Source organism: Pseudomonas sp. GW823-FHT02E01, from assembly GCF_058797535.1.
This window is the reverse complement of sequence record NZ_JBXAJS010000007.1, coordinates 192,361-213,216: the sequence shown is the minus strand read 5'-3', so window position 1 is coordinate 213,216 and position 20,856 is coordinate 192,361. Positions and strand designations below refer to the sequence as shown.

At 61.4% G+C, this 20,856-nt stretch carries 21 protein-coding genes; 9 read left to right on the top strand and 12 right to left on the bottom strand.

All coding sequences use genetic code 11. The annotated features are described in order from the left end of the window. Positions 1-46: 46 nt before the first annotated feature. The 4 genes from AC1RDQ_RS18930 to AC1RDQ_RS18915 form a co-directional block, all read right to left on the bottom strand. On the bottom strand, positions 47-925 hold the full coding sequence (locus tag AC1RDQ_RS18930) for a DMT family transporter (RefSeq protein ID WP_057713203.1): 879 nt from the start codon (positions 923-925) through the stop codon (positions 47-49). Between the two features lie 149 nt (positions 926-1,074). Next, complete coding sequence (locus AC1RDQ_RS18925; RefSeq protein WP_218497979.1) at positions 1,075-1,890, bottom strand: sugar phosphate isomerase/epimerase family protein; 816 nt, start codon at positions 1,888-1,890, stop codon at positions 1,075-1,077. 2 nt (positions 1,891-1,892) lie between these two features. Continuing rightward, on the bottom strand, positions 1,893-2,948 hold the full coding sequence (locus AC1RDQ_RS18920; protein ID WP_492587871.1) for a Gfo/Idh/MocA family protein: 1,056 nt from the start codon (positions 2,946-2,948) through the stop codon (positions 1,893-1,895). A 179-nt stretch (positions 2,949-3,127) separates the two neighbouring features. Beyond that, complete coding sequence (locus AC1RDQ_RS18915; protein WP_057713200.1) at positions 3,128-3,904, bottom strand: IclR family transcriptional regulator; 777 nt, start codon at positions 3,902-3,904, stop codon at positions 3,128-3,130. A 175-nt stretch (positions 3,905-4,079) separates the two neighbouring features. On the opposite strand from AC1RDQ_RS18915, the gene AC1RDQ_RS18910 reads away from it, so the two are divergent. From AC1RDQ_RS18910 to AC1RDQ_RS18895, 4 genes are all read left to right on the top strand, one after another. Continuing rightward, positions 4,080-5,828 carry an FAD-dependent oxidoreductase gene (locus AC1RDQ_RS18910; protein WP_492587869.1) on the top strand — a complete coding sequence of 583 codons (1,749 nt, stop codon included), beginning with the start codon at positions 4,080-4,082 and terminating at the stop codon, positions 5,826-5,828. Then, positions 5,812-6,645, top strand: coding sequence for an aldo/keto reductase (locus AC1RDQ_RS18905; protein ID WP_492587867.1), 834 nt, complete (start codon positions 5,812-5,814; stop codon positions 6,643-6,645). Before AC1RDQ_RS18910 ends, AC1RDQ_RS18905 begins: the two co-directional genes overlap by 17 nt. A 226-nt stretch (positions 6,646-6,871) precedes the next feature. Next, positions 6,872-7,765, top strand: a complete 894-nt coding sequence (ypfJ, locus tag AC1RDQ_RS18900; RefSeq protein ID WP_057713197.1) for a KPN_02809 family neutral zinc metallopeptidase — start codon at positions 6,872-6,874, stop codon at positions 7,763-7,765. Continuing rightward, entirely contained in the window at positions 7,766-8,725 is a 960-nt protein-coding gene (locus AC1RDQ_RS18895; protein ID WP_218497975.1) for an alpha/beta hydrolase, read from the top strand. A 143-nt stretch (positions 8,726-8,868) separates the two neighbouring features. Here AC1RDQ_RS18895 and AC1RDQ_RS18890 read toward each other — a convergent pair whose 3' ends face one another. The 3 genes from AC1RDQ_RS18890 to AC1RDQ_RS18880 all read right to left on the bottom strand — a co-directional run bounded on the left by AC1RDQ_RS18890 (position 8,869) and on the right by AC1RDQ_RS18880 (position 11,004). Beyond that, on the bottom strand, positions 8,869-9,462 hold the full coding sequence (locus AC1RDQ_RS18890; RefSeq protein ID WP_008052432.1) for an HAD family hydrolase: 594 nt from the start codon (positions 9,460-9,462) through the stop codon (positions 8,869-8,871). Continuing rightward, on the bottom strand, positions 9,459-10,328 hold the full coding sequence (tesB, locus tag AC1RDQ_RS18885; protein ID WP_090451550.1) for an acyl-CoA thioesterase II: 870 nt from the start codon (positions 10,326-10,328) through the stop codon (positions 9,459-9,461). The genes AC1RDQ_RS18890 and tesB overlap by 4 nt, the downstream gene beginning before the upstream one ends. Positions 10,329-10,434: 106 nt before the next feature. After that, on the bottom strand, positions 10,435-11,004 hold the full coding sequence (locus AC1RDQ_RS18880; RefSeq protein ID WP_150813523.1) for a GNAT family N-acetyltransferase: 570 nt from the start codon (positions 11,002-11,004) through the stop codon (positions 10,435-10,437). A 79-nt stretch (positions 11,005-11,083) separates the two neighbouring features. Here AC1RDQ_RS18880 and AC1RDQ_RS18875 point away from each other — a divergent pair, with 79 nt between their 5' ends. After that, the gene (locus AC1RDQ_RS18875; protein WP_057713193.1) at positions 11,084-12,004 is read left to right on the top strand and encodes a histone deacetylase family protein; all 921 of its coding nucleotides are present in this window, start codon (positions 11,084-11,086) and stop codon (positions 12,002-12,004) included. A gap of 292 nt (positions 12,005-12,296) precedes the next feature. Next, a complete protein-coding gene (locus tag AC1RDQ_RS18870) occupies positions 12,297-13,538 on the top strand; it encodes a TIGR03862 family flavoprotein (protein WP_057713191.1) in 1,242 nt (413 codons plus the stop codon). A gap of 117 nt (positions 13,539-13,655) precedes the next feature. On the opposite strand, the gene rhlE1 is transcribed toward AC1RDQ_RS18870, so the two are convergent. After that, a complete protein-coding gene (gene rhlE1, locus AC1RDQ_RS18865; protein WP_057713190.1) occupies positions 13,656-14,996 on the bottom strand; it encodes an RNA helicase RhlE1 in 1,341 nt (446 codons plus the stop codon). 65 nt (positions 14,997-15,061) lie between these two features. Beyond that, positions 15,062-16,003 carry a drug/metabolite exporter YedA gene (yedA, locus tag AC1RDQ_RS18860; protein ID WP_057713189.1) on the bottom strand — a complete coding sequence of 314 codons (942 nt, stop codon included), beginning with the start codon at positions 16,001-16,003 and terminating at the stop codon, positions 15,062-15,064. Positions 16,004-16,168: 165 nt separating this feature from the next. Between yedA and AC1RDQ_RS18855 the strand changes: the two genes are divergently transcribed. Next, positions 16,169-16,624 (top strand): Lrp/AsnC family transcriptional regulator, encoded by a 456-nt coding sequence (locus tag AC1RDQ_RS18855; RefSeq protein WP_057713188.1) that lies wholly within the window; start codon positions 16,169-16,171, stop codon positions 16,622-16,624. Positions 16,625-16,761: 137 nt separating this feature from the next. Here the strand turns inward: AC1RDQ_RS18855 and AC1RDQ_RS18850 are convergent, their stop codons facing one another. From AC1RDQ_RS18850 to AC1RDQ_RS18840, 3 genes are all read right to left on the bottom strand, one after another. Continuing rightward, positions 16,762-17,367: a 3'-5' exonuclease gene (locus AC1RDQ_RS18850; protein WP_057713187.1), complete on the bottom strand. Its 606-nt coding sequence runs from the start codon at positions 17,365-17,367 to the stop codon at positions 16,762-16,764. Positions 17,368-17,389: 22 nt separating this feature from the next. Continuing rightward, positions 17,390-17,869 carry a LabA-like NYN domain-containing protein gene (locus tag AC1RDQ_RS18845; RefSeq protein WP_007990686.1) on the bottom strand — a complete coding sequence of 160 codons (480 nt, stop codon included), beginning with the start codon at positions 17,867-17,869 and terminating at the stop codon, positions 17,390-17,392. A 120-nt stretch (positions 17,870-17,989) separates the two neighbouring features. Continuing rightward, complete coding sequence (locus AC1RDQ_RS18840) at positions 17,990-18,766, bottom strand: DUF2076 domain-containing protein (protein ID WP_492587866.1); 777 nt, start codon at positions 18,764-18,766, stop codon at positions 17,990-17,992. 178 nt (positions 18,767-18,944) lie between these two features. Between AC1RDQ_RS18840 and AC1RDQ_RS18835 the strand changes: the two genes are divergently transcribed. After that, positions 18,945-19,619 carry a YciC family protein gene (locus AC1RDQ_RS18835; RefSeq protein ID WP_492587865.1) on the top strand — a complete coding sequence of 225 codons (675 nt, stop codon included), beginning with the start codon at positions 18,945-18,947 and terminating at the stop codon, positions 19,617-19,619. 66 nt (positions 19,620-19,685) lie between these two features. After that, a complete protein-coding gene (locus AC1RDQ_RS18830; RefSeq protein ID WP_492587864.1) occupies positions 19,686-20,765 on the top strand; it encodes an endonuclease/exonuclease/phosphatase family protein in 1,080 nt (359 codons plus the stop codon). The last annotated feature ends 91 nt before the right edge of the window (positions 20,766-20,856 follow it).

Sequence of the window (20,856 nt, the reverse complement as noted above, 5' to 3'; positions counted from 1 at the left end):
GCTTTCGCGAGCAAGCCCGCTCCCACCGTTGTTTTCCGGTTACTTTCTACTTGCGGCTTTGCTGCCAGGCCGCCGCCAACCCGCTGCAGCAGATCACGGCGATGCCGAGCACGGTGGTCAGTGTCGGCGTATGGGAAAACAGCAGCCAGCCCAGCAGGCCGGCGAAGATGATCTGGCAATAGCTGAACGGTGCCAGCAGTGCCGGTGCCGCGAGGCGGAAAGCCTGGGTCAGGAACAGGTGAGCCGTCATCCCGCAAGCCCCCAGCGCCAGCATCATCGCGCCATGCACCAGGTTCGGCGTCTGCCAGAAGAACGGCACCAGCGCACTCATCACCAGCGTGTTGCACAAGCCTGCGAAGAAGTTACTGGTGGTCGGGCTGTCGATCTCGCTGAGCTTGCGGGTCAGCAGTTGGTAGAAGCAGAAAAACAGCGCCGAGCAGAACGGCAGCAACACCGCCGGGGTAAACAGATCGCCCCCGGGGTGAACGATGATCAGCACTCCGCTAAAACCGAAAATCACCGCCAGCCATTGCCCCCGGGTCACCCGCTCGCCAAGCAGCGGTACCGACAGCGCGGTGACCAATACCGGAGCGAGGAAGTTGACCGACGTGGCCTCGGCCAGCGGGATGTACATCAGCCCCGTGGTGAAAAACAGACTGGTGCCCAGCAGGCACAGCGCCCGGATCACCTGCAGCAATGGCCGTTTGGTGCGAAGCACCCGCAACCCGGACTGCGGCAGGAAAATCCCGGCCATCAACAAGGTGTGAACCACGTAGCGCGCCCAGACCACCATGACAATGGGATAGAAACCGGAGAGGTATTTGGAAAAGGCGTCGTGGGTGGAAAACAGGAAGGTTGCGACAATGATCAGCAGGATCCCTTTGAAGGGCTGATTGACGCCGGAAAGCGGAGTGCTGACGGTCATTGGGTTTCCTTTATTACATCCTTATTTTGTAGGAGCGAGCTTGCTCGCGATGAACCTGAGGGCGCCATGTTTTTCCAGGCAGCCTTCATTATCGTTGACGACCATCGCGAGCAAGCTCGCTCCTACCAGTGAAAGGTGCGCAGCACCGATTACAGCCGCGCAAACAATTCCCGGGTTTTATCCAGCGCCATCTGTGCCCGCTCCAACCCACTCACGCCCTGCTCCAGCAACTGCACGGTGGGAATCTCCAGGCTCAATGGAATGTCAGCCGGCAAACCGCGCAACAACCCCGGCAGGTCACAATCGCCATCGCCGGGGAAACGCCGCTCGTTACGCGCCTGACGCAAGATCTCCGCCATATCCACCGGCCGTGGTCCTGCGACGTCACACAACTGTGCATACCGTAACCGTGAGGGGGCAACTTTGACCAGTTCTTCCAACAGCGATCCAGAGCGGTCGAAGTGAAAGGCGTCCACCAGTACGCCACCGTTTTCACGCCCGGCGTTTTCCACGATTCGCGCGGCTTGTTGAAGATTGCGCGCATCGGTCCAGGGCATGAACTCCAGATGCGGGTGCAGCCCATAGAGTGCCGCCAGATCACAGAGTTCGGCAAAATGTTCCGTCAGCCGTTGTTCATCAGGGTCGTTGCCGGCCACCAGCAATTCACTGGCACCCAATTGGGCACCCACCGCCAGGATTTTCTCGAAGTCGGTAACAACGGTCTCCGGCTTGAGACGCAGAATTTCGACGTCCAGCACCCGAATACCGGTATCGCGCAGACGCGCCAGGGTCTGGCGCCGCAGTTCGTGGTCGGCCACCAAGGCAAAATGGTGCTCTTCCGGGGTTGCCGGTACCAGACGCAAGCCGACATGGCTGTAACCGGCCCGCGCGGCGACCTCGACCATGTCGGGCGGTGATAACTCCAGCACGGTCAGGCTGGCCAGGGAGAAGATACGCTCGCTCATGCTCACCCCTCGATCAAGGATGGCGCGCAGGCACGCCCGGTTTCGGCGGCTTCGCGGATGGCTTCGATCAGCGCCAACGTACGCGCGGCATCGGCGGCACTCACCAGCGGCTCGACCTCCCGGCGCGCAACTCGCACGAAGTGCTGCAACTGCAGACGCAGGGCTTCATCGGCACTGAAGTTTTCCTGGGTTGCCAGCAACGGTTGATGCCAGCCGCCATCGACATCGTTGTAGTGCCAGCGTTTAAGCTGCGGAATGCTCAGCGCCCCACCTGTCCCGGCCAGCAAGTAGCACGGTTGATCAGGATGACGCGGATACACCGGGTTCTCCCCCGAATCCAGCTCCCAGCTCCAGGGCGCAGCCACCGCATCGGAGCCGGTCAGGCTGCCCAGTGCACCGTTGTCGAATTGCAGCAGTACCGCCGCGCAATCTTCGTTGGCAAACCCGCGAATGGCGTTGCTGGTGATGGCCTGAACCTGGCGCACTTCACCGCACAAATGCCGCAGCAGATCGAGGTCGTGGATCAGGTTGGTCAACAGCATCCCCGCGCCGGCCTCGCGACGCCAGGGTGTTTCAAAATAGCTGTCGGGCTTGCGCAACTGCCAGAGCGCCGTAACCGTGGTCAACCGACCCAATGCGCCGCTGTGGACAAGCTCGTGGGCGCGGACGATCAGCGGATTGTGGCGACGATGATGTCCGACCAGTACCGGAACGCCACTCGCCTTCGAGGCAGTCACCAGCTCCCTGGCTTCATCCAGGTGCACGCCCACCGGTTTTTCCAGCAATACCGGCACGCCGGCCGCGAGGCAATCGAGGGCCGTGCTGACGTGCAGCGTGTTCGGGTTGGCAACTATCACGGCGTCCGGTTTCGCCTGCTCCAGCATCTGACGATGATCGGTGAAACAGGCTACGCCCCATTGCGCCGCAAGACTGGCCGCCTGCGGTCCCGGATCGGCCACGGCGCACAACGTCGCTTCAGTCAAGGATTGCAGATGCTGGTAGTGCTGCTGGCCCATGTTGCCAGCACCGATCAGGGCGATGCGAAGTGGCGAATTCAAGATACGGTCCTCTTGTGAGTTTTATTGGAGCGATGAACTCCAATAATTTAGAACCTGGTTCCAGATTCTTACACAGACCTATCCTGAAAGTGTTCGAACAGCGCACAGCTTCTCAAGCTGGACACTGTTCAAAATGTGGGAGCGGGCTTGCTCGCGAATGTAGTCGATTTGCACAGGCCTTAGTTGAACAACTCCGACGCCAGGCTCGCTGCACTCAACTCCTCGGTGTACGCCAGCAACAACGGCGCCAGCTCATGCAGCCGCGCCCCCGGCATCCGTGCACTCGGCCCGGCGACGCTGAGCACGCCGATCACCCGCCCATCGGCGGGATGGCGCACCACTGCCGCAATCGCCGAAGTGCCGACCGCCGAGCTCTCCTCGACCCAGGCGTAGCCCTGGTCCCGCGCCAGACGCAGGCGTTCGAGCAATTCGATGTTCGAGCGCGGCGCGTTCGGCCCCACATGTTCCGGCACTTTTGCGCCCTGCCGCTCCACCAGCGACAAGGCTTCGGCATCGCTCATGCAGGCCAGCCACGCATGCCCAGAGGCTGTGTAAAACAACGGCGCATCGCGGCCCATGTCCGGGTCGTAACGCAGACCGGAGCGCGCGCCCTGGGACTTGGCGATCCAGATCTGACGCTCACCGTCGATCACCCCGAGACGCACCAGTTCGCCGGTTTCCTGCGCCAAGCGGTCAAGCACTGGCTGCACGATGTCGGCACCGCTGCTCGACAGGTAACGGAAGCCCATCGCCACCAGTTTGGTCGAGAGGTGATAACGCAGATTATCCGGATTCTGCCGCACGTAACCGAGGCGGATCAGCTCGGCCAGCAGGCGATGGGTCGCGCTCTTGGGGATATCCAGTTGCTCTGCCAGGGTCTGCATCGGCAGGCCACGGGGATCGCTGGTGAGGCTTTCGAGCACACTGAAAACACGTTCGATCTGACTGCCGGCCATGGTCGCTTCCACGCAAAATTTGCTCGATTCTAGAAGACATCTGAACGAATGCGAAATCTGGAACTGAACGTTCGATAACCGCCCGTTTTACACCCTCAAGACTTGTTCGGCTTCACCTGATTCTTATATTTTCTGGAACAAGATTCCAAAACAATAAAACACCGGAGTTCAAACAATGCCTGCCGAAGCGTACTTTCTTCCCGACATCGACTGCGATGTGCTGATCGTTGGTTCCGGTGCGGCGGGACTGTCGGCGGCCGTGACCGCCGCATGGCATGGACTGAAAGTCATAGTGGTAGAAAAGGACCCGGTGTTCGGCGGTGCCACGGCCTGGTCCGGTGGCTGGGCCTGGGTGCCTTGCAACCCGCTGGCCCGACGCGCAGGCATCGTCGAAGACGTTGAACTGCCGCGCACTTACCTGAAACACGAACTGGGCGAGCGCTTTGATCCGGCGATGATCGACGCTTTCCTGGAAGCCGGCCCGCGGATGGTGTCGTTCTTCGAGCAGTACACCTCGCTGCAATTCGCCGACGGCAACGCCATTGCCGACATTCATGGCGACACGCCGGGGGCAGGCACCGGTGGACGCTCGGTGATCGCCGCCCCGTACGACGCACGAAAAGTCGGCACACTGCTCAAGCGTCTGCGCAAAACCATGCGGGAAACATCGTTCATGGGCATGCCGATCATGGCGGGGGCGGACCTCACGGCATTCCTCAACCTGACCCGTTCACTGTCGGCGGCCTGGCACGTTACGCGGCGTTTCAGTCGTCACCTGTTCGATCTCGCCGTACATGGCCGGGCGATGCAACTGGTCAACGGCGTGGCCTTGGTGGCGCGCCTGGCGAAATCCGCCGATGACCTCGGTGTGTTGCTCTGGGAATCAGCGCCCGTGAGTCGATTGCTGCGCGAGAATGACCAGGTACGAGGTGCGGTGGTCAACACCGCCAAAGGCTCGGTGCGCATCCATGCACGCAAGGCCGTGGTGCTCGCCGCGGGTGGTTTCGCCAATGACATCGACCGCCGCAAGGCACTGTTCCCCCGCACACCGACCGGGCATGAGCATCTGGCCTTGCCGCCCCTCGGCGTTTGCGGCGATGGCCTGCGCCTGGGCGAAAGTGCCGGTGCCCGGGTCAATAGCGACATGGCGTCCGCCGTCGCCTGGGCACCGGTTTCGCAGGTGCCGCACAGCGACGGCAGCACGGGACACTTCCCGCACATCATCGAGCGGGGCAAGCCGGGCATCATCGGGGTGCTGAGCAACGGCCAGCGCTTCGTCAATGAAGCCAACGGCTACTACGACTACGTCACGGCCATGGTCGCCGCCGCCCCACCGGGTGAAGAAGTGGCGTCGTGGCTGATCTGCACCCATGGCTTTCAGCGTCGATATGGCCTGGGCATCTCTCGGCCATTTCCGGTGCCGCTGTCATCCTTCATCCGCAGCGGCTATCTGAAAGCCGGCAACACCCTTGAGGAATTGGCTGCAGCCTGCGGCATCGACCCGGTTGGCTTGCGCACCACCGTGTCGGACTACAACCGCCACGCGCGCAACGGCGAGGACCCGCAATTCGGCCGTGGTTCCACACCCTACAACCGCAAGCAGGGTGACGCACTGCAACAGCCCAACCCATGCGTCGCACCGATCGAACAAGGCCCCTTCTATGCCGTGAAAGTCCAGCCGGGCTGCTTCGGTACCTTCGCCGGGCTCAAGGTCAACCAACATGCCCAAGTCCTGGATGGCGCGGCGCAACCCATCGCCGGGCTGTACGCGGCGGGCGGCGACATGGCCAGCATCATGGGCGGTCACTACCCCGCTGGCGGCATCAATCTCGGCCCGGCGCTGACCTTCGGCTACATCGCCGCGCGCCATATCGCAGGTGTCACTGCTTATGAAAAGGAGATCGACCATGCAGCACATCATTAACGCTCAGGGTTTGAACATGCCGAAACTCGGCCTCGGCACCTGGCCAATGCTCGGCGAGGAATGCACCCGAGCAGTGGAGCAGGCTCTGGCCCTGGGTTACCGGCACATCGACACGGCAGCGGCCTACAACAACGAAGACGCGGTCGGTCAGGCGCTGGCGAACAGTCCGACACCCCGCGAGCAGATCCACGTCACGACCAAAGTCTGGTGGGACCAACTGCAACCCGACGCCATGCGTCACTCCATGGACCGTAGCCTCAAAGCCCTGCGCAGCGAATACGTCGACCTGTTCATGCTCCATTGGCCAACCACCGATTGGGATTTGCCGCGCACCATAGAAACCCTGGTGTCGTTCAAGGAGCAAGGCCTGGCGCGCAACATTGGCGTGGCGAATTTTCCACTGCCCCTGCTACGCAAAGTCGTCGAAGAACTGGGGGCGCCGCTGTCGGCGATCCAGGTCGAGTACCACGTGCTGCTTGGACAAAACGCCCTGCTCAACTACGCCCGTCAACAGGATCTTGCGCTGACAGCCTACACGCCACTGGCACGCAACAAGGTATCCGACATTCCGGCCATCCGGCGGATCGCCGCGAAACACGGCGTACTGCCGACGCAGGTCGCGCTCAAATGGCTGCTCGATCAACCCAACGTGGCCGCGATCCCCAAGGCCAGCAGCGAGCCCAATCAACTGGCCAATCTCGCGGCGCTGGATGTGCGACTGGATGATGAAGACCGTGCCTTGATCGCCAGCCTGTCCAAACGCGAGCGCCAGGTCAGCCCTGACTTTGCGCCAGTGTGGGATGCATTTGACGAATAATCCGCAAGACCGGCGATCGCCCTCACGATAAAAACCCATCGCCCAACGGAATTCGATGGGTTATCCGTGTTCAATACAAGCCTGAAACCTTTTCGGCAACTCTTCACGAGTAGCCGGGAATCAACCTGTGCGCGAAAAAAAGACGGACGATCGGACTGGCGCCGCTCCCACTTGGCAGCAACACTCATCGCACGGAGCTTTACCCGGAACAGAAGAGGATTCCCACATGCTATGGAAAAAAGGCCGACGCAGCGACAACGTGGTCGACGCCCGTGGCGATGATGTCGGCGGTGGTGGCGGCGGCATGCGTTTTGGTGGTGGCAAGGGTTTGAGCCTGACGGCGATCCTCCTGATTGTCGGCATCGGCTGGATCACCGGCCAGGATCCACTGCAGATCCTCGGACAACTGACCGGGCAAATGGAGCAGCAATCGGCGCCCGCCACCAACCAGAGTCGCCAGGCACCGCCGGCCAATGATGAGAGCGCGGAATTCGTGCGCTCGATCCTCGGCGATACCGAAGACACCTGGGGCGCGATATTCCAGCAGGCCGGTCGCCAATATAAGGACCCGACCCTGGTGTTGTTCAGCAACCGCGTGAATTCGGCCTGCGGTCTGGCCACCTCGGCGACCGGCCCCTTCTATTGCCCGGGCGACCAGAAGGTCTACCTGGACATGGCATTCTTCCAGGAGATGTCCCAACGCTTTTCCGCCGCGGGAGACTTCGCCCAGGCCTACGTGATCGCTCACGAAGTCGGACACCACGTGCAGACCCTGCTTGGGGTGTCCACGAAAATTCAGGCAGCGCGCCAACAAGGCCGGCAGATGGAAGGTGACGGTGGTTTGCTGGTTCGCCAGGAACTTCAGGCCGATTGCCTGGCCGGCGTCTGGGCCAACAATGCGCAGAAGCGCCTGAACTGGCTGGAACCGGGCGACATCGAAGAAGCACTGAACGCCGCGAACGCCATCGGCGACGATCGTTTGCAGCAACAGGGTCAGGGCCGTGTAGTCCCGGACTCCTTCACCCATGGTACGTCGGCGCAACGGGTGCGCTGGTTCAAAACCGGTTTCGCCCAAGGCCAGGTTGGCCAGTGCGATACCTTTGCGGCGAAAAATCTGTAAATGAAGAAGTGGTTGTTGGTTGTTCTGTTTACTTGCGCAACGTCCCAAGCCGCCGAGCATGGGGTCAAGGAACTCAGCTCAGGGCGCCTGCTGTTGAAGTCAGGTGAAATCGCGGTGGGCATCAGCCCCGCCCCGGCAAAAATCGAACGGGTGCTGATCATCCTCCACGGTCGCTTGCGCAATGCGCAAACCTATCTGCAGAGTGGTGAGCACGCGGCCGAACTGGCGGGGCAAAGCGCAACGACCCTGGTGATCGCCCCGCAATTCCTCAATGAAACCGACGTTGCGGTCCATCCGGTGGCCGACACCGTTTTGCGCTGGCAAGGCAATGAATGGATGGCCGGCGGCGAATCCACGGCACCCTTTCGGCTGAGTTCCTACGCGGCGCTCGACGAAATCATCGCCCGCTTGGGTGACCGTCAGCAGTTTCCGGATGTGAAGCAAATCGTCATCGCCGGGCACTCCGGCGGCGCGCAGGTGGTTCAGCGCTATGCGTTGCTCGGTCACGCGCAATCCGACCTCGATGCAGCCGGCGTGCAGGTGCGCTACGTGATCGCCAATCCGTCCTCCTACGCTTATTTCGATGAGCGCAGGCCCGTGGCATTCAGCCACGCCGGTTGCCCGAATTTCCATCGCTGGAAGTACGGGCTGGCGGATTTACCGGCTTACGCCGAAGGACAAACCGCAGCACAGTTGCAGGAAAGTTACCTCAAGCGTGAAGTCGTTTATCTGCTGGGGCAGCAGGACACCGACCCGAATCATCCGGCGCTGGATAAGAGCTGTGAAGCCAAGGCGCAAGGGCCGTCTCGATTGGCCCGCGGGCGTTTTTACTTTGACTACCTGAAGCGGCTGGCACCCAAGGGGTTGAACCAGCAACTGATCGAAGTGCCCGGGGTCGGGCATAACGGGGATGGGATGTTTACCTCGCCAGAGGGACAAAGGGCGTTGTTCAGTCAGTAAGTTTTGCAGTGCCGCATCTGACGCCATCGCGAGCAGGCTCGCTCCCACATTGGAATCAATGTGAACACATGATTTGTGAACACCAGGGAATCATTGTGGGAGCGAGCCTGCTCGCGATGGCGATTTACCAGGCAACCACCTGATCAGGCTGAAAGCATCTGCCGCAACTCGACACAATCCGCCGCATGCCAATCGGTCAATTCCGGCCATGGATTATCCGGCAGATTCACCAACACAGTCCGCGCTCCCGCCGCCCGCCCACAATCGAGATCGAAGCGGTAATCACCGACCATCACCATCTCGCTCGCCGGCACCTTCCATGCTTCGGCCAGTTTCAGCAACCCGCCCGGATGCGGCTTGGGCGGAGCATCATCGCGGCCCAACACATCCTCCAGCGCAAAGCAGTCGGCCAGGCCAATGGCCTCCAGCGTGACATGCGCCAGCTCCCGGGCGTTGCGCGTGAGAATGCCCAGGCGATAACCACGCCCGGCCAGTTCGCGCACCAGTTCCACCGCGCCCGGCGCCGGTTGCGAACCAAGGGCCAGGTCCCGCTCGTGCTCCAGCAGCCACGCATGTTTGGCTGCGGCTTCATCGGCCGGCAGTGCGGCGAGGTGGGTCAGGATGTCGTGTTCGGCAGGAATCGCCAACGCCACGCGAATCGCCGCGAAGTCGTGCACGGCCACCGTCAGGGTGCCGTCCATGTCGAACACCCAGTGACGCACGTCGGCCAGGCTCATGCCCAATCCTTGCGGTGACGGATCAAGCCTTCCTGGGTGACCGATGCCACCAGTTGCCCGGCGCGGTTGAACACGCTGCCACGGGAGAAGCCACGGGAATTGCCCGCCCACGGACTGTCCATCGCATAGAGCAACCAGTCATCGGCACGCAGATCCTGGTGGAACCACAGCGCGTGATCGAGGCTGGCGACCTGCATGTCCTTGTGCCACACCGACTTGCCGTGGGGCTGCATCGAGGTAACCAGCAGACCGAAGTCCGATGCATAGGCCAGCAGGTATTTATGCAGCGCCGGCGAATCGGCCAACGCCCCGTCGGCGCGGAACCAGACGTACTTGACCGGATCGGAGGGCAGCGGGTTGTAGGGATCTTTCTCGGTGACCGGGCGAAATTCGATCGGCTTCGGGCACAGCAGTTTTTCGCGCATTTTCTCGGGGATCAGGTGCGCGCGCTGCTGGGTGATCTCCAGTTCCGATGGCAGGTTTTCCGGACCGACCACTTGCGGCATTTCGGTCTGGTGCTGAAAGCCTTCTTCGTCGTACTGGAACGACGCACTGCACGTGAATATCGGGTGGCCCTTCTGGATCGCCGTCACCCGACGCGTGCTGAAACTGCCACCGTCACGCACCCGGTCAACCTGATACACCACCGGCAACCCGGCATCGCCTGGGCGCAGGAAATAGCCGTGCATCGAATGCACATGGCGCGCCTCTTCAACCGTCTGACTGGCCGCCGACAGCGACTGACCGAGCACCTGACCACCGAACAGCTGACGAAAACCCAGGTCTTGGCTACGGCCACGGAACAGGTTTTCTTCGATCGGCTCCAGCGTCAGCAGGTCGACCAGATCTTCCAACACTTGGCTCATTCAGACTCTCCTCACACAACGCAATACCGCGCAGTCTTGGCTGCGGCGGTCGATTCAGTTTCTGGCCCGGGCCAACATGTGGTCCATTGTAAACGTCCGTGTCAGGTTATCCATGCAAGGTTTGCAGCCATTGTTCACGGCTGATGCGGTACAACACGTGGTGATGCAGGGGATGATCGACGGAGAGCTTGGGATGATCGAAGTCATCGGCCGGATCGTGATGCATGCCAATCGCCTGCATGACTTTCTGCGACGGCAGGTTACTGTCAGCGGTAAAGGACACGACTTCGCTCAGCAGCAAGCGGTCAAACCCGCAGCGCAGAGCGGTCCACGCCGCTTCACTGGCGTAACCCAACCCCCAGTGCTCGCGGGCCAGGCGCCAGCCGATTTCCGTGGCCGGGGTGAAAGGCGCGTCGAAACCGACCACACCGAGCCCGGTAAAACCGATGAATTGGCCGGTGTCCTTGCGTTCCAGAGCCCATAGGCCGAAACCATGCTCGGCGAAATGACCACGGATTCGCCCGATCAATGAGGCGCTCTCCAGCCGACTCAAGGCTGCCGGGAAATAGCGCATCACCTGCGGATCGGCACACATCGCCGCAAAGTCAGGTAAATCTTCATCGCGCCACTGGCGCAACAGCAGCCGAGCGCTTTCAAGTTCCAGTATTGGCTCCATCGTGCCCCGCCCCTCCATTTCAATGTCGCCAGTCTACAACGCTGGTAGGATCCGTCTCTCATTCCTACATGAAATGACCATGCCACTGCCGCTGATTTATCACGAAGACTACAGTCCAGAGTTTCCGGCGGATCACCGCTTCCCCATGGACAAGTTCCGCCTGTTGCGCGATCACCTGGTGGCCAGCGGCCTGACCCGCGACGCCGATCTGCTGCGCCCGGACCTGTGTCCCGCAGAGATTCTCGCCCTCGCCCATGACCCTTCGTATATCGAGCGCTACATGAGTGGCGAATTATCCCGCGAAGACCAGCGCCGCCTCGGCCTGCCCTGGACCGAAGCCCTGGCCCGACGCACGGTGCGGGCGGTGGGCGGTTCGTTGCTGGCGGCCGAGCAGGCGCTGGAGCATGGTCTGGCCTGCCACCTCGCGGGCGGCACCCACCATGCGCACTACGATTACCCGGCCGGGTTCTGCATCTTCAATGACCTGGCGGTGATCAGCCATTACCTGCTGGAAAGTGGTCGGGTGAACCGCGTGCTGATCTTCGATTGCGACGTGCATCAGGGCGACGGGACTGCACGAATACTTCATAACACCCCGGAAGCGGTGACCGTTTCCCTGCACTGCGAGAAGAACTTTCCCGCACGCAAGGCCGAAAGTGATTGGGACATTCCACTGCCCAAAGGCATGGGCGATGCCGACTACCTGAAGGTGGTGGACGATGCACTCAACTACCTGCTGCCGCTCTACCAGCCGGATCTGGTGCTGTATGACGCCGGGGTCGATGTGCATAAGGACGACGCCCTGGGTTATCTGAAGCTGACAGACGAAGGCGTCGCCGCCCGCGATGAAAGCGTGATGCGCCATTGCCTGGGCCGTGACATTCCGGTGGTCGGGGTAATCGGCGGCGGCTACAGCAAGGACCGCCAGGCCCTGGCCCGCCGTCACGGCATCCTCCATCACAGCGCGCAACGCGTCTGGCAGTCATCAGGTTGTCACTGAGCTGTGGATGCTTTACCCACAATGCCTGTGGAGCTGCCTGTGGATAACCTGAGTGAAAGGGACTACAGGCCATGCGGGGCTTGGGCTACAGAGCGGTGGTTGTTTTTTAACCAACCCTCGAATTCACCAAAGATCCCTGTAGGAGCGAGCCTGCTAGCGAAAAACGCAACGTCGCCGCCGGGCATCCGGTTTCCCGCGTAATCGTTCAAGACCATCGCGAGCAGGCTCGCTCCTACAGAGGTCTGGGCTGGTAGAATGCCCGGCTTCATTCGCCAAAACCGCAGCGCACTCCATGACCCGATCTTCGACCTCCTCCCCTTCCCGCGTCGCCATCATCGGCGGCGGCCCCGCCGGTCTGATGGCGGCCGAAGTGTTGAGCCAGGCCGGGATCAAGGTCGACCTGTACGACGGTATGCCTTCAGTGGGGCGAAAATTCCTCCTGGCCGGCGTCGGCGGCATGAACATCACGCACTCCGAAGCCTACCCGGCATTTCTCTCACGCTATGCCGAACGCGCCCCGCAGATCGCCCCGCTGCTGCGCGGCTTCGGCGCCGAAGCGTTGTGTCAGTGGATTCATGAACTGGGCATCGAGACCTTCGTCGGCAGTTCCGGCCGGGTATTCCCCACCGACATGAAGGCCGCGCCGCTGCTGCGCGCCTGGCTCAAACGCCTGCGCGACAGTGGCGTAGTTATCCACACCCGCCACCGCTGGCTCGGCTGGGACGAGCGTGGCGGATTGCGTATCGACAGCCCGGAAGGCGAAACAACCGTGCAAGCCGATGCCACCCTGCTCGCCCTCGGTGGCGGCAGTTGGTCGCGCCTGGGTTCGGACGGCGCGTGGATGCTGCCACTGGAGCAACGCGGTGTAGGACTGGCGCCGTTGCAACCCAGTAATTGCGGCTTCGAGGTGCAGGCCTGGAGCGAATTGATGGTCAGCAAATTCGCCGGCGCGCCGCTGAAAAACATCGCCATCGGCCTTAACGATGACGTGCCGCGACTCGGCGAATGTGTGATTACCGCCACCGGGATCGAGGGCAGTCTGATCTACGCCCTGTCGGCACCGATCCGCGAAGCGATCAATCAGCACGGCTCGGCAACCATTCATCTGGACCTGTTGCCGGGCCGGCCTGTGGATAAAGTTGCAGCGGCGTTGAGCAAACCCCGGGGATCGCGCTCCATGGCCAAGCACCTGCACAGTCAGTTGGGCATCGATGGGGTCAAAGCGGCGCTATTGCGTGAACTGACCAGCGCCGACTGCTTTGCCGACATGGCCTTGCTGGCCAACGCGATCAAGGCTTTGCCACTGACACTGGTGAAAACCCGTCCACTGGACGAGGCGATCAGCAGCGCAGGGGGGGTGGTGTTTGAGGCGATGGATGAGCGTTTGATGCTCAAGCAACTGCCTGGCGTGTTTTGCGCGGGAGAAATGCTCGATTGGGAGGCGCCGACCGGCGGCTATCTGCTGACCGCGTGTTTCGCCAGTGGGCGAGCGGCGGGGTTGGGGATGGTGGAGTGGTTACAGCGCAAAGATTGAAGACCGCAGCGCGCCCATCGCGAGCAAGCTCGCTCCCACATTGGAATTGTGTCGATCACAAATCCCCTGTGGGAGCGAGCTTGCTCGCGATGGCGGCTTAACAGACGCCGAAGTTAATCAAGGCTTACGCTTGCGCGGCCCGGTATTGAACACCGGCACCTTGCGCACAGGCTTGATCGAAGGCTCCGCCGGCGCAACCTCACCGCTATCAACCCACCGACCCAGATTGCGTTTACCACCGCCACCACCGGAAGCCTTGGGCTTCTTCGGTTTTTTCGGCTTTTTGACGACCTGGCCACTGGCATCGGTGTCCGGCACGCGGTGCTCGGGTTCGAAGTCCGGCTCGTTCTGCCGCTTCAAAGTCTGGCGGGTCAGCATCTCGATGGCCGACAGCAGATTCACTTCATCGGCGCAGACCAGGGAAATCGCCTCGCCGGTCGAACCCGCGCGACCGGTACGACCGATGCGGTGGATGTAATCCTCAGCGACGATCGGCAAGTCGAAGTTGACCACCAACGGCAGGTCTTCGATGTCCAGGCCACGGGCTGCCACGTCGGTAGCGACCAGGATCTGCACTTCACTCGCCTTGAAGCGGTCGAGCGCACGCTGGCGGGTCGCCTGGGGTTTGTCGCCGTGGATGCCGTCGGCGTTGATGCCCAGGCCCTGAAGTTTCTCCACCAGCGCGTCCACGCCGTTGCGGGTCTTGGCGAACACCAGCACCTGCTTCCACTTGCCCTTGCGCATCAGGTGCACGAACAGTTCCGGCTTGCGCTTCTTGTCCACCGTCACGATCCATTGCTTGACCGTATTGGCAGCAACGTTGCGCGGGCTGACTTCGATAGTCAGCGGATCGTTGAGCATCTGCCCGGCCAGCAGGCGGATGTCATCGGAGAAGGTCGCGGAGAACAGCAACGTCTGACGTTTCGAAGGCAGCGCGCGGTAAATGTTCGCCAGTTCCTCGGAAAAGCCCAGGTCGAGCATGCGGTCGGCTTCGTCCAGCACCAGGGTTTGCAACTGGTTGAACTTCAGCGCGTTCTGGCGGAACAGGTCGAGCAAGCGGCCCGGGGTCGCCACCAACAGATCGACACCGCTGCGCAGCTTCATCATTTGCGGGTTGATGCTGACGCCGCCGTACACCGCGTAAGTACGCAGCGGCAGGTTTTCGGCGTACTGGCGCACGGCTTCGTGAACCTGCTCGGCCAGCTCGCGGGTCGGTACCAGGATCAGCGCGCGGACCGAGTTGGCGGTGACTTTCGGCCCTTCCATGGCCAGCAGTTGCAACAGCGGCAGGGCGAAACCGGCGGTCTTGCCGGTGCCGGTCTGGGCGGCGGCCATCAGGTCGCGACCGGCCAGCACCGCCGGAATGGCTTGCGCCTGAACCGGCGTCGGAGTCTGGTAGCCGAGCGTCTCGAGGGAGCGCAGCAAGGGTTCGATCAGGCCAAGGGTGGCGAAAGTCATGGGAGTACCGTAGGAAAATTCAGCGCGGTTGTGCGAAACAAGAGTGCAATGGCGCGCAGTTTACCCTAATTCACGCGGGATTCTGTCGGCACTACCGTCGGCACGACCTTCTCCACCGGCTGCTGCGGCTTACGACGCCACTGCGGCAAGCCAATCAGCACCACGGCACTGATAATCACCAGCATGGCCAGTGCTTCCTCGACTCCAATGGTCTCACCGACAAACACGATCCCCAGCAACACCGCCACCGCCGGGTTGACGTAGGCATAACTGGTGGCAGCGGCCGGACGCACGTGCTTCAACAGGTACATGTAGGCGTTGAAGGCGATGATCGAACCGAACACAGTCAGGTACGCCAGCGCAGCCCAGCCTTCAATCGGCGGAACCTTGTCCAGATGCTCACCGCTGACCGCACTGCCGATCAGCAACACCACGCCACCCACCAGCATTTCCACGGCACTGGCCATCGCCCCTTGAGGCAACGGTAAATGCTTGCTCCACACCGAGCCGAAGGCCCAGGTGGCCGCCGCAAAAATCAGCAGGGCTGCACCCAACGGGCTCGATTGCAGGTTGGAGCCGAGGTTGAGCATGACGATGCCGATCATTCCGAGCGCAACGCCAGCCCATTCGAGACGGGTATTACGCGCGCCCCAGAAATAGCCACAGAGCAAGGTAAACAGCGGCACCGTTGCCACCGCCAAAGCGGCCACTCCAGAAGCCACGCCGGTGTGTTCGGCCACGCTGACCGCTCCGTTACCGCACGCCAGCAGCAATACGCCAATGATCCCGGCAGCCTTCCACTGTGCCCAGGTCGGCGCCGGCGCCCCGCGCCAGCGCAGAAAGGCGTACATCAAAGTCCCGGCAATGACGAAACGGATACCGGCGAGCAACAACGGCGGCCAGTACTCCACGCCGATGCGGATCACCAGGTAGGTCGAGCCCCAAATCACATACAAGGCGAAGAAGGCAGCGATCAAGGGTAAAGGAAAGCGACGAAGGCCGGACATGGAGGCAGCTCACAGGCAAGTACAAGTGAACGGCTATTCTAGAAAGGCTGGAGCCGGAAAATAAGTTACAAAACCTGTTTAAAGCGCCGGTACACTTTTCAAAACACGGAGTTCAGCGCTATAAACCGTGTTTTCGAAAGTCGGCTATTTTCAGGAGTCACCCCGATGGATAAGTACGACCGCATGCTGCTCAGCGCCCTGCTGGAAAACGGTCGCGCGTCCTACGCGGACCTGGCGCGCAAGGTCAACCTGTCCGCCCCGGCGGTGGCCGAGCGCGTGGCCAAGCTTGAAGCCAGCGGCGTGATCACCGGCTATCAGGCGAAGGTCGACATGGCCAAGCTCGGCTTGCCCATCCAGTGCGTGATCGAACTGCGCCTGAACCAGCACGGCAACCAGAAAGCCTACGACGACCTGATCAAAATCCCGCAATTGACCGAATGCCATCGGGTGACCGGCGATCCCTGCGTGATCATGCAAGCGGCGGTGGGCTCGATGCCGGAGCTGGAAGAGCTGATCAACCGGATCGCCACGTTCGGGTTCAGCAAGACGTCGATTGTGTTGTCGAGCGCGATAGAGAAGCGGGTGCCGCTGGGGCACATTGAAGGGAATGGCAAATCCTGAGGCAATGATGTCCCTGTGGGAGCGAGCTTGCTCGCGATGGTCGCCAATGATAACGCGGGAAACCTGACACCCCGTGTTGTTCTCGGGTTCATCGCGAGCAGGCTCGCTCCTACAGGGGATTTGCGGTGTTTTCGGGATCAGCGATAACGCTTGAGGTGTTCGCCCACTTTCGCCGCCGGCACTTTCTGCAATTTGCACAGCAAGTCATGGGACAGCTCGCGCAAGCCGTGCTTCTGCCGCAGCTCTTCGGTCAGATGTGTGGTCAGGTTGGCCGCCATCTCGGCGTCGGCCATGGCCCGGTGGGCCTTGCCGGTGTGGGGCAGGTTGGCGAACGTGGTGAGGGTGCCGAGTTTGTGGTTCGGCGCGGTGGGCATCAGGCGGCGAGCCAGCAGCAGCGAGCAGGCAAAGTTCTGCAAGCGGGTGCGTTTGATTCGCCCCAGTTCGAAGTCCCAGAACTTCTGGTCGAACGCGGCGTTGTGCGCGAGCAACGGCGTGCAGCCGACGAATTCATTCACTTCGTTCATCACCTGCTCCGCCGACGGCGCGGTGCGCAGCATGGCGTTGCTGATACCGGTGAGTTGCTCGATGAAGGCCGGGACGCGCACGCCGGCGTTCATCAGGCTTTGGTAACGCTCGACGATGCGCCCCTGTTCAAGGATCACCACGGCGATTTCCGTGGCCCGGCAACTGCTGCTCGGTGAGATCCCGGTGGTTTCAAAGTCGATGACTGCGATGCGTTCCAAACCTGGTTCAACTCCGTAAAAATCAATTCTTGAGCAGCAACGCGCCTTCGATCGGCACGTAGCGGCTGGCGGCGCGTATCAGCGAGTTGGCGGTCAGGCCCGGTACGCCGTAGGCCACTGCTTGTACGCCGTGTTTGCTGATAATGCGTTCGAGCAGCATGTCGAAATCACCGTCGCCGGAGGCCAGGACGATTTCATCGACATGATCGGCGGCATCCATGATGTCGAGGGTGATGCCCACGTCCCAATCGCCCTTGGCTGAGCCATCGCTGCGCTGGATATAGGGTTTGAGCTTCACGGTGAAACCGAGGTTGCGCAGGATCTGCTGGAACTGCTGCTGCTTGCTGTCACCACGGTCGATGGCATAGGCGTAGGCTTCGACGATCTCGCCCTGCTTGCTGATGTCAGCCCACAGTGCGGCGTAGTTGAAGTGGCAACCATAAGCCTGACGCACGGTGTAGTAGAGGTTCTGGACATCGGCGAACACTGCGATTTTTTTCACCGGCTTTCCTCAGGGCTGAATCAGGCACCAGGCCCGAAAAGTCGCCCAGTATGCCAGCCCTGAGGATTGTTCCGCGAATAATCGGCCCGGAGCGCGGTTGCGCTCCGGACGAATGGCGTATCAGACGAAAGAATCGTCGTCGCCGCCGAATAACGAGTCATCGCTGTAGTCCGCGTCGCTGAACCCGCCCTGATCGTTGCTGTAGGAGTCGTTACCGGCCATGCGCTGGTCATCGCCCCAGCCATTGTTGCCCTGGTCGTTGACCTGGGCCGGCTCTTCCTTGATGACTTCGACGACTTCCGGTTGCTGATTGTGATGGAACAGGCTGCTGATGCCTTGTGCCAGCATCACGCCACCCGCCACGCCTGCGGCGGTTTTCAGCGCACCACCGAGGAAACTGCTGCCGGTCGCTGCCGGAGCCTGTTGCTGTGGTGCATAGCCCTGCTGGGGAAAGTTCTGCGGTGGCGCACCGAAGCTCTGCTGTTGCGGTTGCGAACCGAACGACGAGCGTCCCGGCTCGCGCCAGCCACCGCTCGAGGGTGGTGAGCTCTGGATGGGTGCAGGCTGTGGCTCACGAGAGTTGCCGCCAAAGATGCTCGACAAAAAGCCACCGCTGCTCGGCGCTGGAGCCGGGGTCGCCTGGGCCTTGGCCTGTTGCAGTTCGGCCTGCAACTGCTGGACTTGCTGGGTCAGTTGCCTGTTCTGTTCATCGAGGCTCTTGATCGCCGCCTCTTGCACCAGAATCGCCTGGGTCATGAAATAACCTGCCGCCGGCTGGCGCGTCAGGTGTTCCTTGATCCGCGCCTCGGCCTGGGCGTCGCGCGGGGCTGAGTCCGTTTCGGCCTGCTGCAGCCGGGAAAACAGTCCATCGATCAGGGTTTGTTCTTCGCTGTTCATGGCGACCTCGTAGATTGCCGGGAAAATCGTTGCCTTTATCCAATGAGGATAAGGTGCCCGACCTTAATGGAGGCTGAAACAAGATGTTTCAATGACATTTACCGAACGTTTACGTTTGCGTCTACGAGCGCTTGATCGGTTAAAGTGAGCCACTGCTTCCAACCTGCGATACCCACTGATGAATCCGTTAGATGTCCTGCGTGACTCGCTGTATTTCTTCAAGCGCAATCTGGGCCAGATCGTGCAGCTGTGCCTGCCGCTGGTGATGCTTGAGGCGCTGCTGCAACAAGTGGTCGACCACTCCACCGAGCCGGACAGTTTCCCCGGCATCAGCGTGATAGTCGGCTTGCTGGTGTACCCGCTGTACACCGCTGCGCTGATCCTGTTTCTCGACGCCCGCAGCCGCGGCGAGTCGCCGCGCAACCGCGACCTGCTGGCGATGGCGGCGAGCCTGTGGCCGCGCTTCGCACTGCTGACCGCGCTCAATACCGTGCTGATTCTGCTGGGCCTGTCGCTGTATTTCCTTCCGGGTATCTACCTGATGGTGACCCTGGCGTTTGGCGAATACCTGCTGGTGTTGCGCGGCCTGGCGCCACTGGCGGCCATGAAGGAAAGCCTGCGCATGACCCAAGGGCATTTCTTGCGCATCCTGCTGTGCATTCTGTGTGTGATGGGGCCGTTGTGGCTGCTCAAAGGCGTGACGCTGGCGGCGTACCCCGAACCTCAGAACCCGGTGGTCTCCATGCTGATCGACAGCGCCCACAGTTTCCTGCAGCTATTTACCAGCGTGGTGCTGTTCCGACTGTTCATGCTGATCAACCCGTTGCCTGAAAGAAATGACAGCTCGCTCTGACCTTGGGCGCGACCTTCGCTCTCGGGTATGCTCGGGAACAATCCTGTAACGCTAATAAGCCGAGCCATGACCCGTCTACTGCGCTACATCCTGCCGGGCCTGCTGATCGTGATCGGCCTGATCGCCGCGATGATCTACAGCCTGACCTGGCGCCCCGATGCCAAAGAAGTGTTGCCCGTCAGCTGCAGTGCCCAGGCCCCCTCCCTGGTCCCCGGGCAGGCGTTGAAGGTGATGACCTGGAACGTCCAGTACTTGGCCGGCAAGCGCTACGTATTCTGGAATGACCTGGCCGCGGGCACCGACGAACGTCCCACAGCGGAAGACATGGCTTTCAGCCTTGACGAAGTGGCGCGGGTGATTCGTGACGAACAACCGGACATCGTGCTGCTGCAGGAACTGGACGACGGCGCCAAGGCCAGCGATTACCAGCACCAGTTCAAGCTGCTGCAAGAGCGGCTCGCCGACTTGTATCCGTGTGGCACCAGCGCGTTCGACTGGAAGGCCGACTTCGTGCCGAATCCGCACATCTTCGGCAGTGTCGGCCGGCAACTGGCAACCCTGAGCCGTTACCGGATCGAGCATGCCGAACGACTGCAACTGCCAGTCGCCTCGGGCAATCCGGTCAGCCGCCAATTCAAACCCAGAGACGCCTTGCTGGTGAGCTACTTGCCATTGAGTGATGGCGGGCAAATAGCGGTGCTCAATACCCATCTGGAGCGCGCCAATCGAGCCGACAACACCTTGCAAAACCAGGTGAACGCCGTGGCCAGGGCCCTCGATAAACTCGAAAGCCGTGGCACGCCGTGGTTGATCGGTGGGGATTTCAACCTGCTGCCGCTGGGCCAGTATCAGCGCCTGCCCGATGCACAACGCGCGCCCTACTCCGCCGACAGCCTGTTACACCTGCTGTGGGACAAGTACCCGATGATCCCGACCAACAACGAAGCCAGTGGTATCGACCGCGAGCGCTGGCTGACCCACTACCCGAACGACCCCGGACTGAACGGCCCGGACCGGACCGTCGACTACCTGTTCTACAGTCCGCGGATCAAACGGGTGGAGGCGATGGTGCGGCAGGACGATACATTGCGCATCTCCGATCACCTGCCGGTGATTGCGCGGTTTCTGCTGCCGGTTGCGCCCTGACACCTCACCCCAGCCAGACACAAAACCTGTGGGAGCGAGCTTGCTCGCGATGGCGTCGTGTCAGTCGACATCAATGCTGAATGACAAATCG

Excerpts from the sequence above, each read along its gene's own strand:
- AC1RDQ_RS18915 (WP_057713200.1), bottom strand. The coding sequence starts at position 3,904 with ATGGCCGGCAGTCAGATCGAACGTGTTTTCAGTGTGCTCGAAAGCCTC.
- AC1RDQ_RS18895 (WP_218497975.1), top strand. The coding sequence starts at position 7,766 with ATGAAGAAGTGGTTGTTGGTTGTTCTGTTTACTTGCGCAACGTCCCAA.
- AC1RDQ_RS18905 (WP_492587867.1), top strand. The coding sequence starts at position 5,812 with ATGCAGCACATCATTAACGCTCAGGGTTTGAACATGCCGAAACTCGGC.
- AC1RDQ_RS18840 (WP_492587866.1), bottom strand. The coding sequence starts at position 18,766 with ATGAACAGCGAAGAACAAACCCTGATCGATGGACTGTTTTCCCGGCTG.
- AC1RDQ_RS18875 (WP_057713193.1), top strand. The coding sequence starts at position 11,084 with ATGCCACTGCCGCTGATTTATCACGAAGACTACAGTCCAGAGTTTCCG.
- AC1RDQ_RS18910 (WP_492587869.1), top strand. The coding sequence starts at position 4,080 with ATGCCTGCCGAAGCGTACTTTCTTCCCGACATCGACTGCGATGTGCTG.
- AC1RDQ_RS18925 (WP_218497979.1), bottom strand. The coding sequence starts at position 1,890 with ATGAGCGAGCGTATCTTCTCCCTGGCCAGCCTGACCGTGCTGGAGTTA.
- AC1RDQ_RS18890 (WP_008052432.1), bottom strand. The coding sequence starts at position 9,462 with ATGAGCCTGGCCGACGTGCGTCACTGGGTGTTCGACATGGACGGCACC.
- AC1RDQ_RS18930 (WP_057713203.1), bottom strand. The coding sequence starts at position 925 with ATGACCGTCAGCACTCCGCTTTCCGGCGTCAATCAGCCCTTCAAAGGG.
- AC1RDQ_RS18880 (WP_150813523.1), bottom strand. The coding sequence starts at position 11,004 with ATGGAGCCAATACTGGAACTTGAAAGCGCTCGGCTGCTGTTGCGCCAG.
- rhlE1 (WP_057713190.1), bottom strand. The coding sequence starts at position 14,996 with ATGACTTTCGCCACCCTTGGCCTGATCGAACCCTTGCTGCGCTCCCTC.
- tesB (WP_090451550.1), bottom strand. The coding sequence starts at position 10,328 with ATGAGCCAAGTGTTGGAAGATCTGGTCGACCTGCTGACGCTGGAGCCG.
- AC1RDQ_RS18870 (WP_057713191.1), top strand. The coding sequence starts at position 12,297 with ATGACCCGATCTTCGACCTCCTCCCCTTCCCGCGTCGCCATCATCGGC.
- AC1RDQ_RS18830 (WP_492587864.1), top strand. The coding sequence starts at position 19,686 with ATGACCCGTCTACTGCGCTACATCCTGCCGGGCCTGCTGATCGTGATC.
- ypfJ (WP_057713197.1), top strand. The coding sequence starts at position 6,872 with ATGCTATGGAAAAAAGGCCGACGCAGCGACAACGTGGTCGACGCCCGT.
- AC1RDQ_RS18835 (WP_492587865.1), top strand. The coding sequence starts at position 18,945 with ATGAATCCGTTAGATGTCCTGCGTGACTCGCTGTATTTCTTCAAGCGC.
- yedA (WP_057713189.1), bottom strand. The coding sequence starts at position 16,003 with ATGTCCGGCCTTCGTCGCTTTCCTTTACCCTTGATCGCTGCCTTCTTC.
- AC1RDQ_RS18855 (WP_057713188.1), top strand. The coding sequence starts at position 16,169 with ATGGATAAGTACGACCGCATGCTGCTCAGCGCCCTGCTGGAAAACGGT.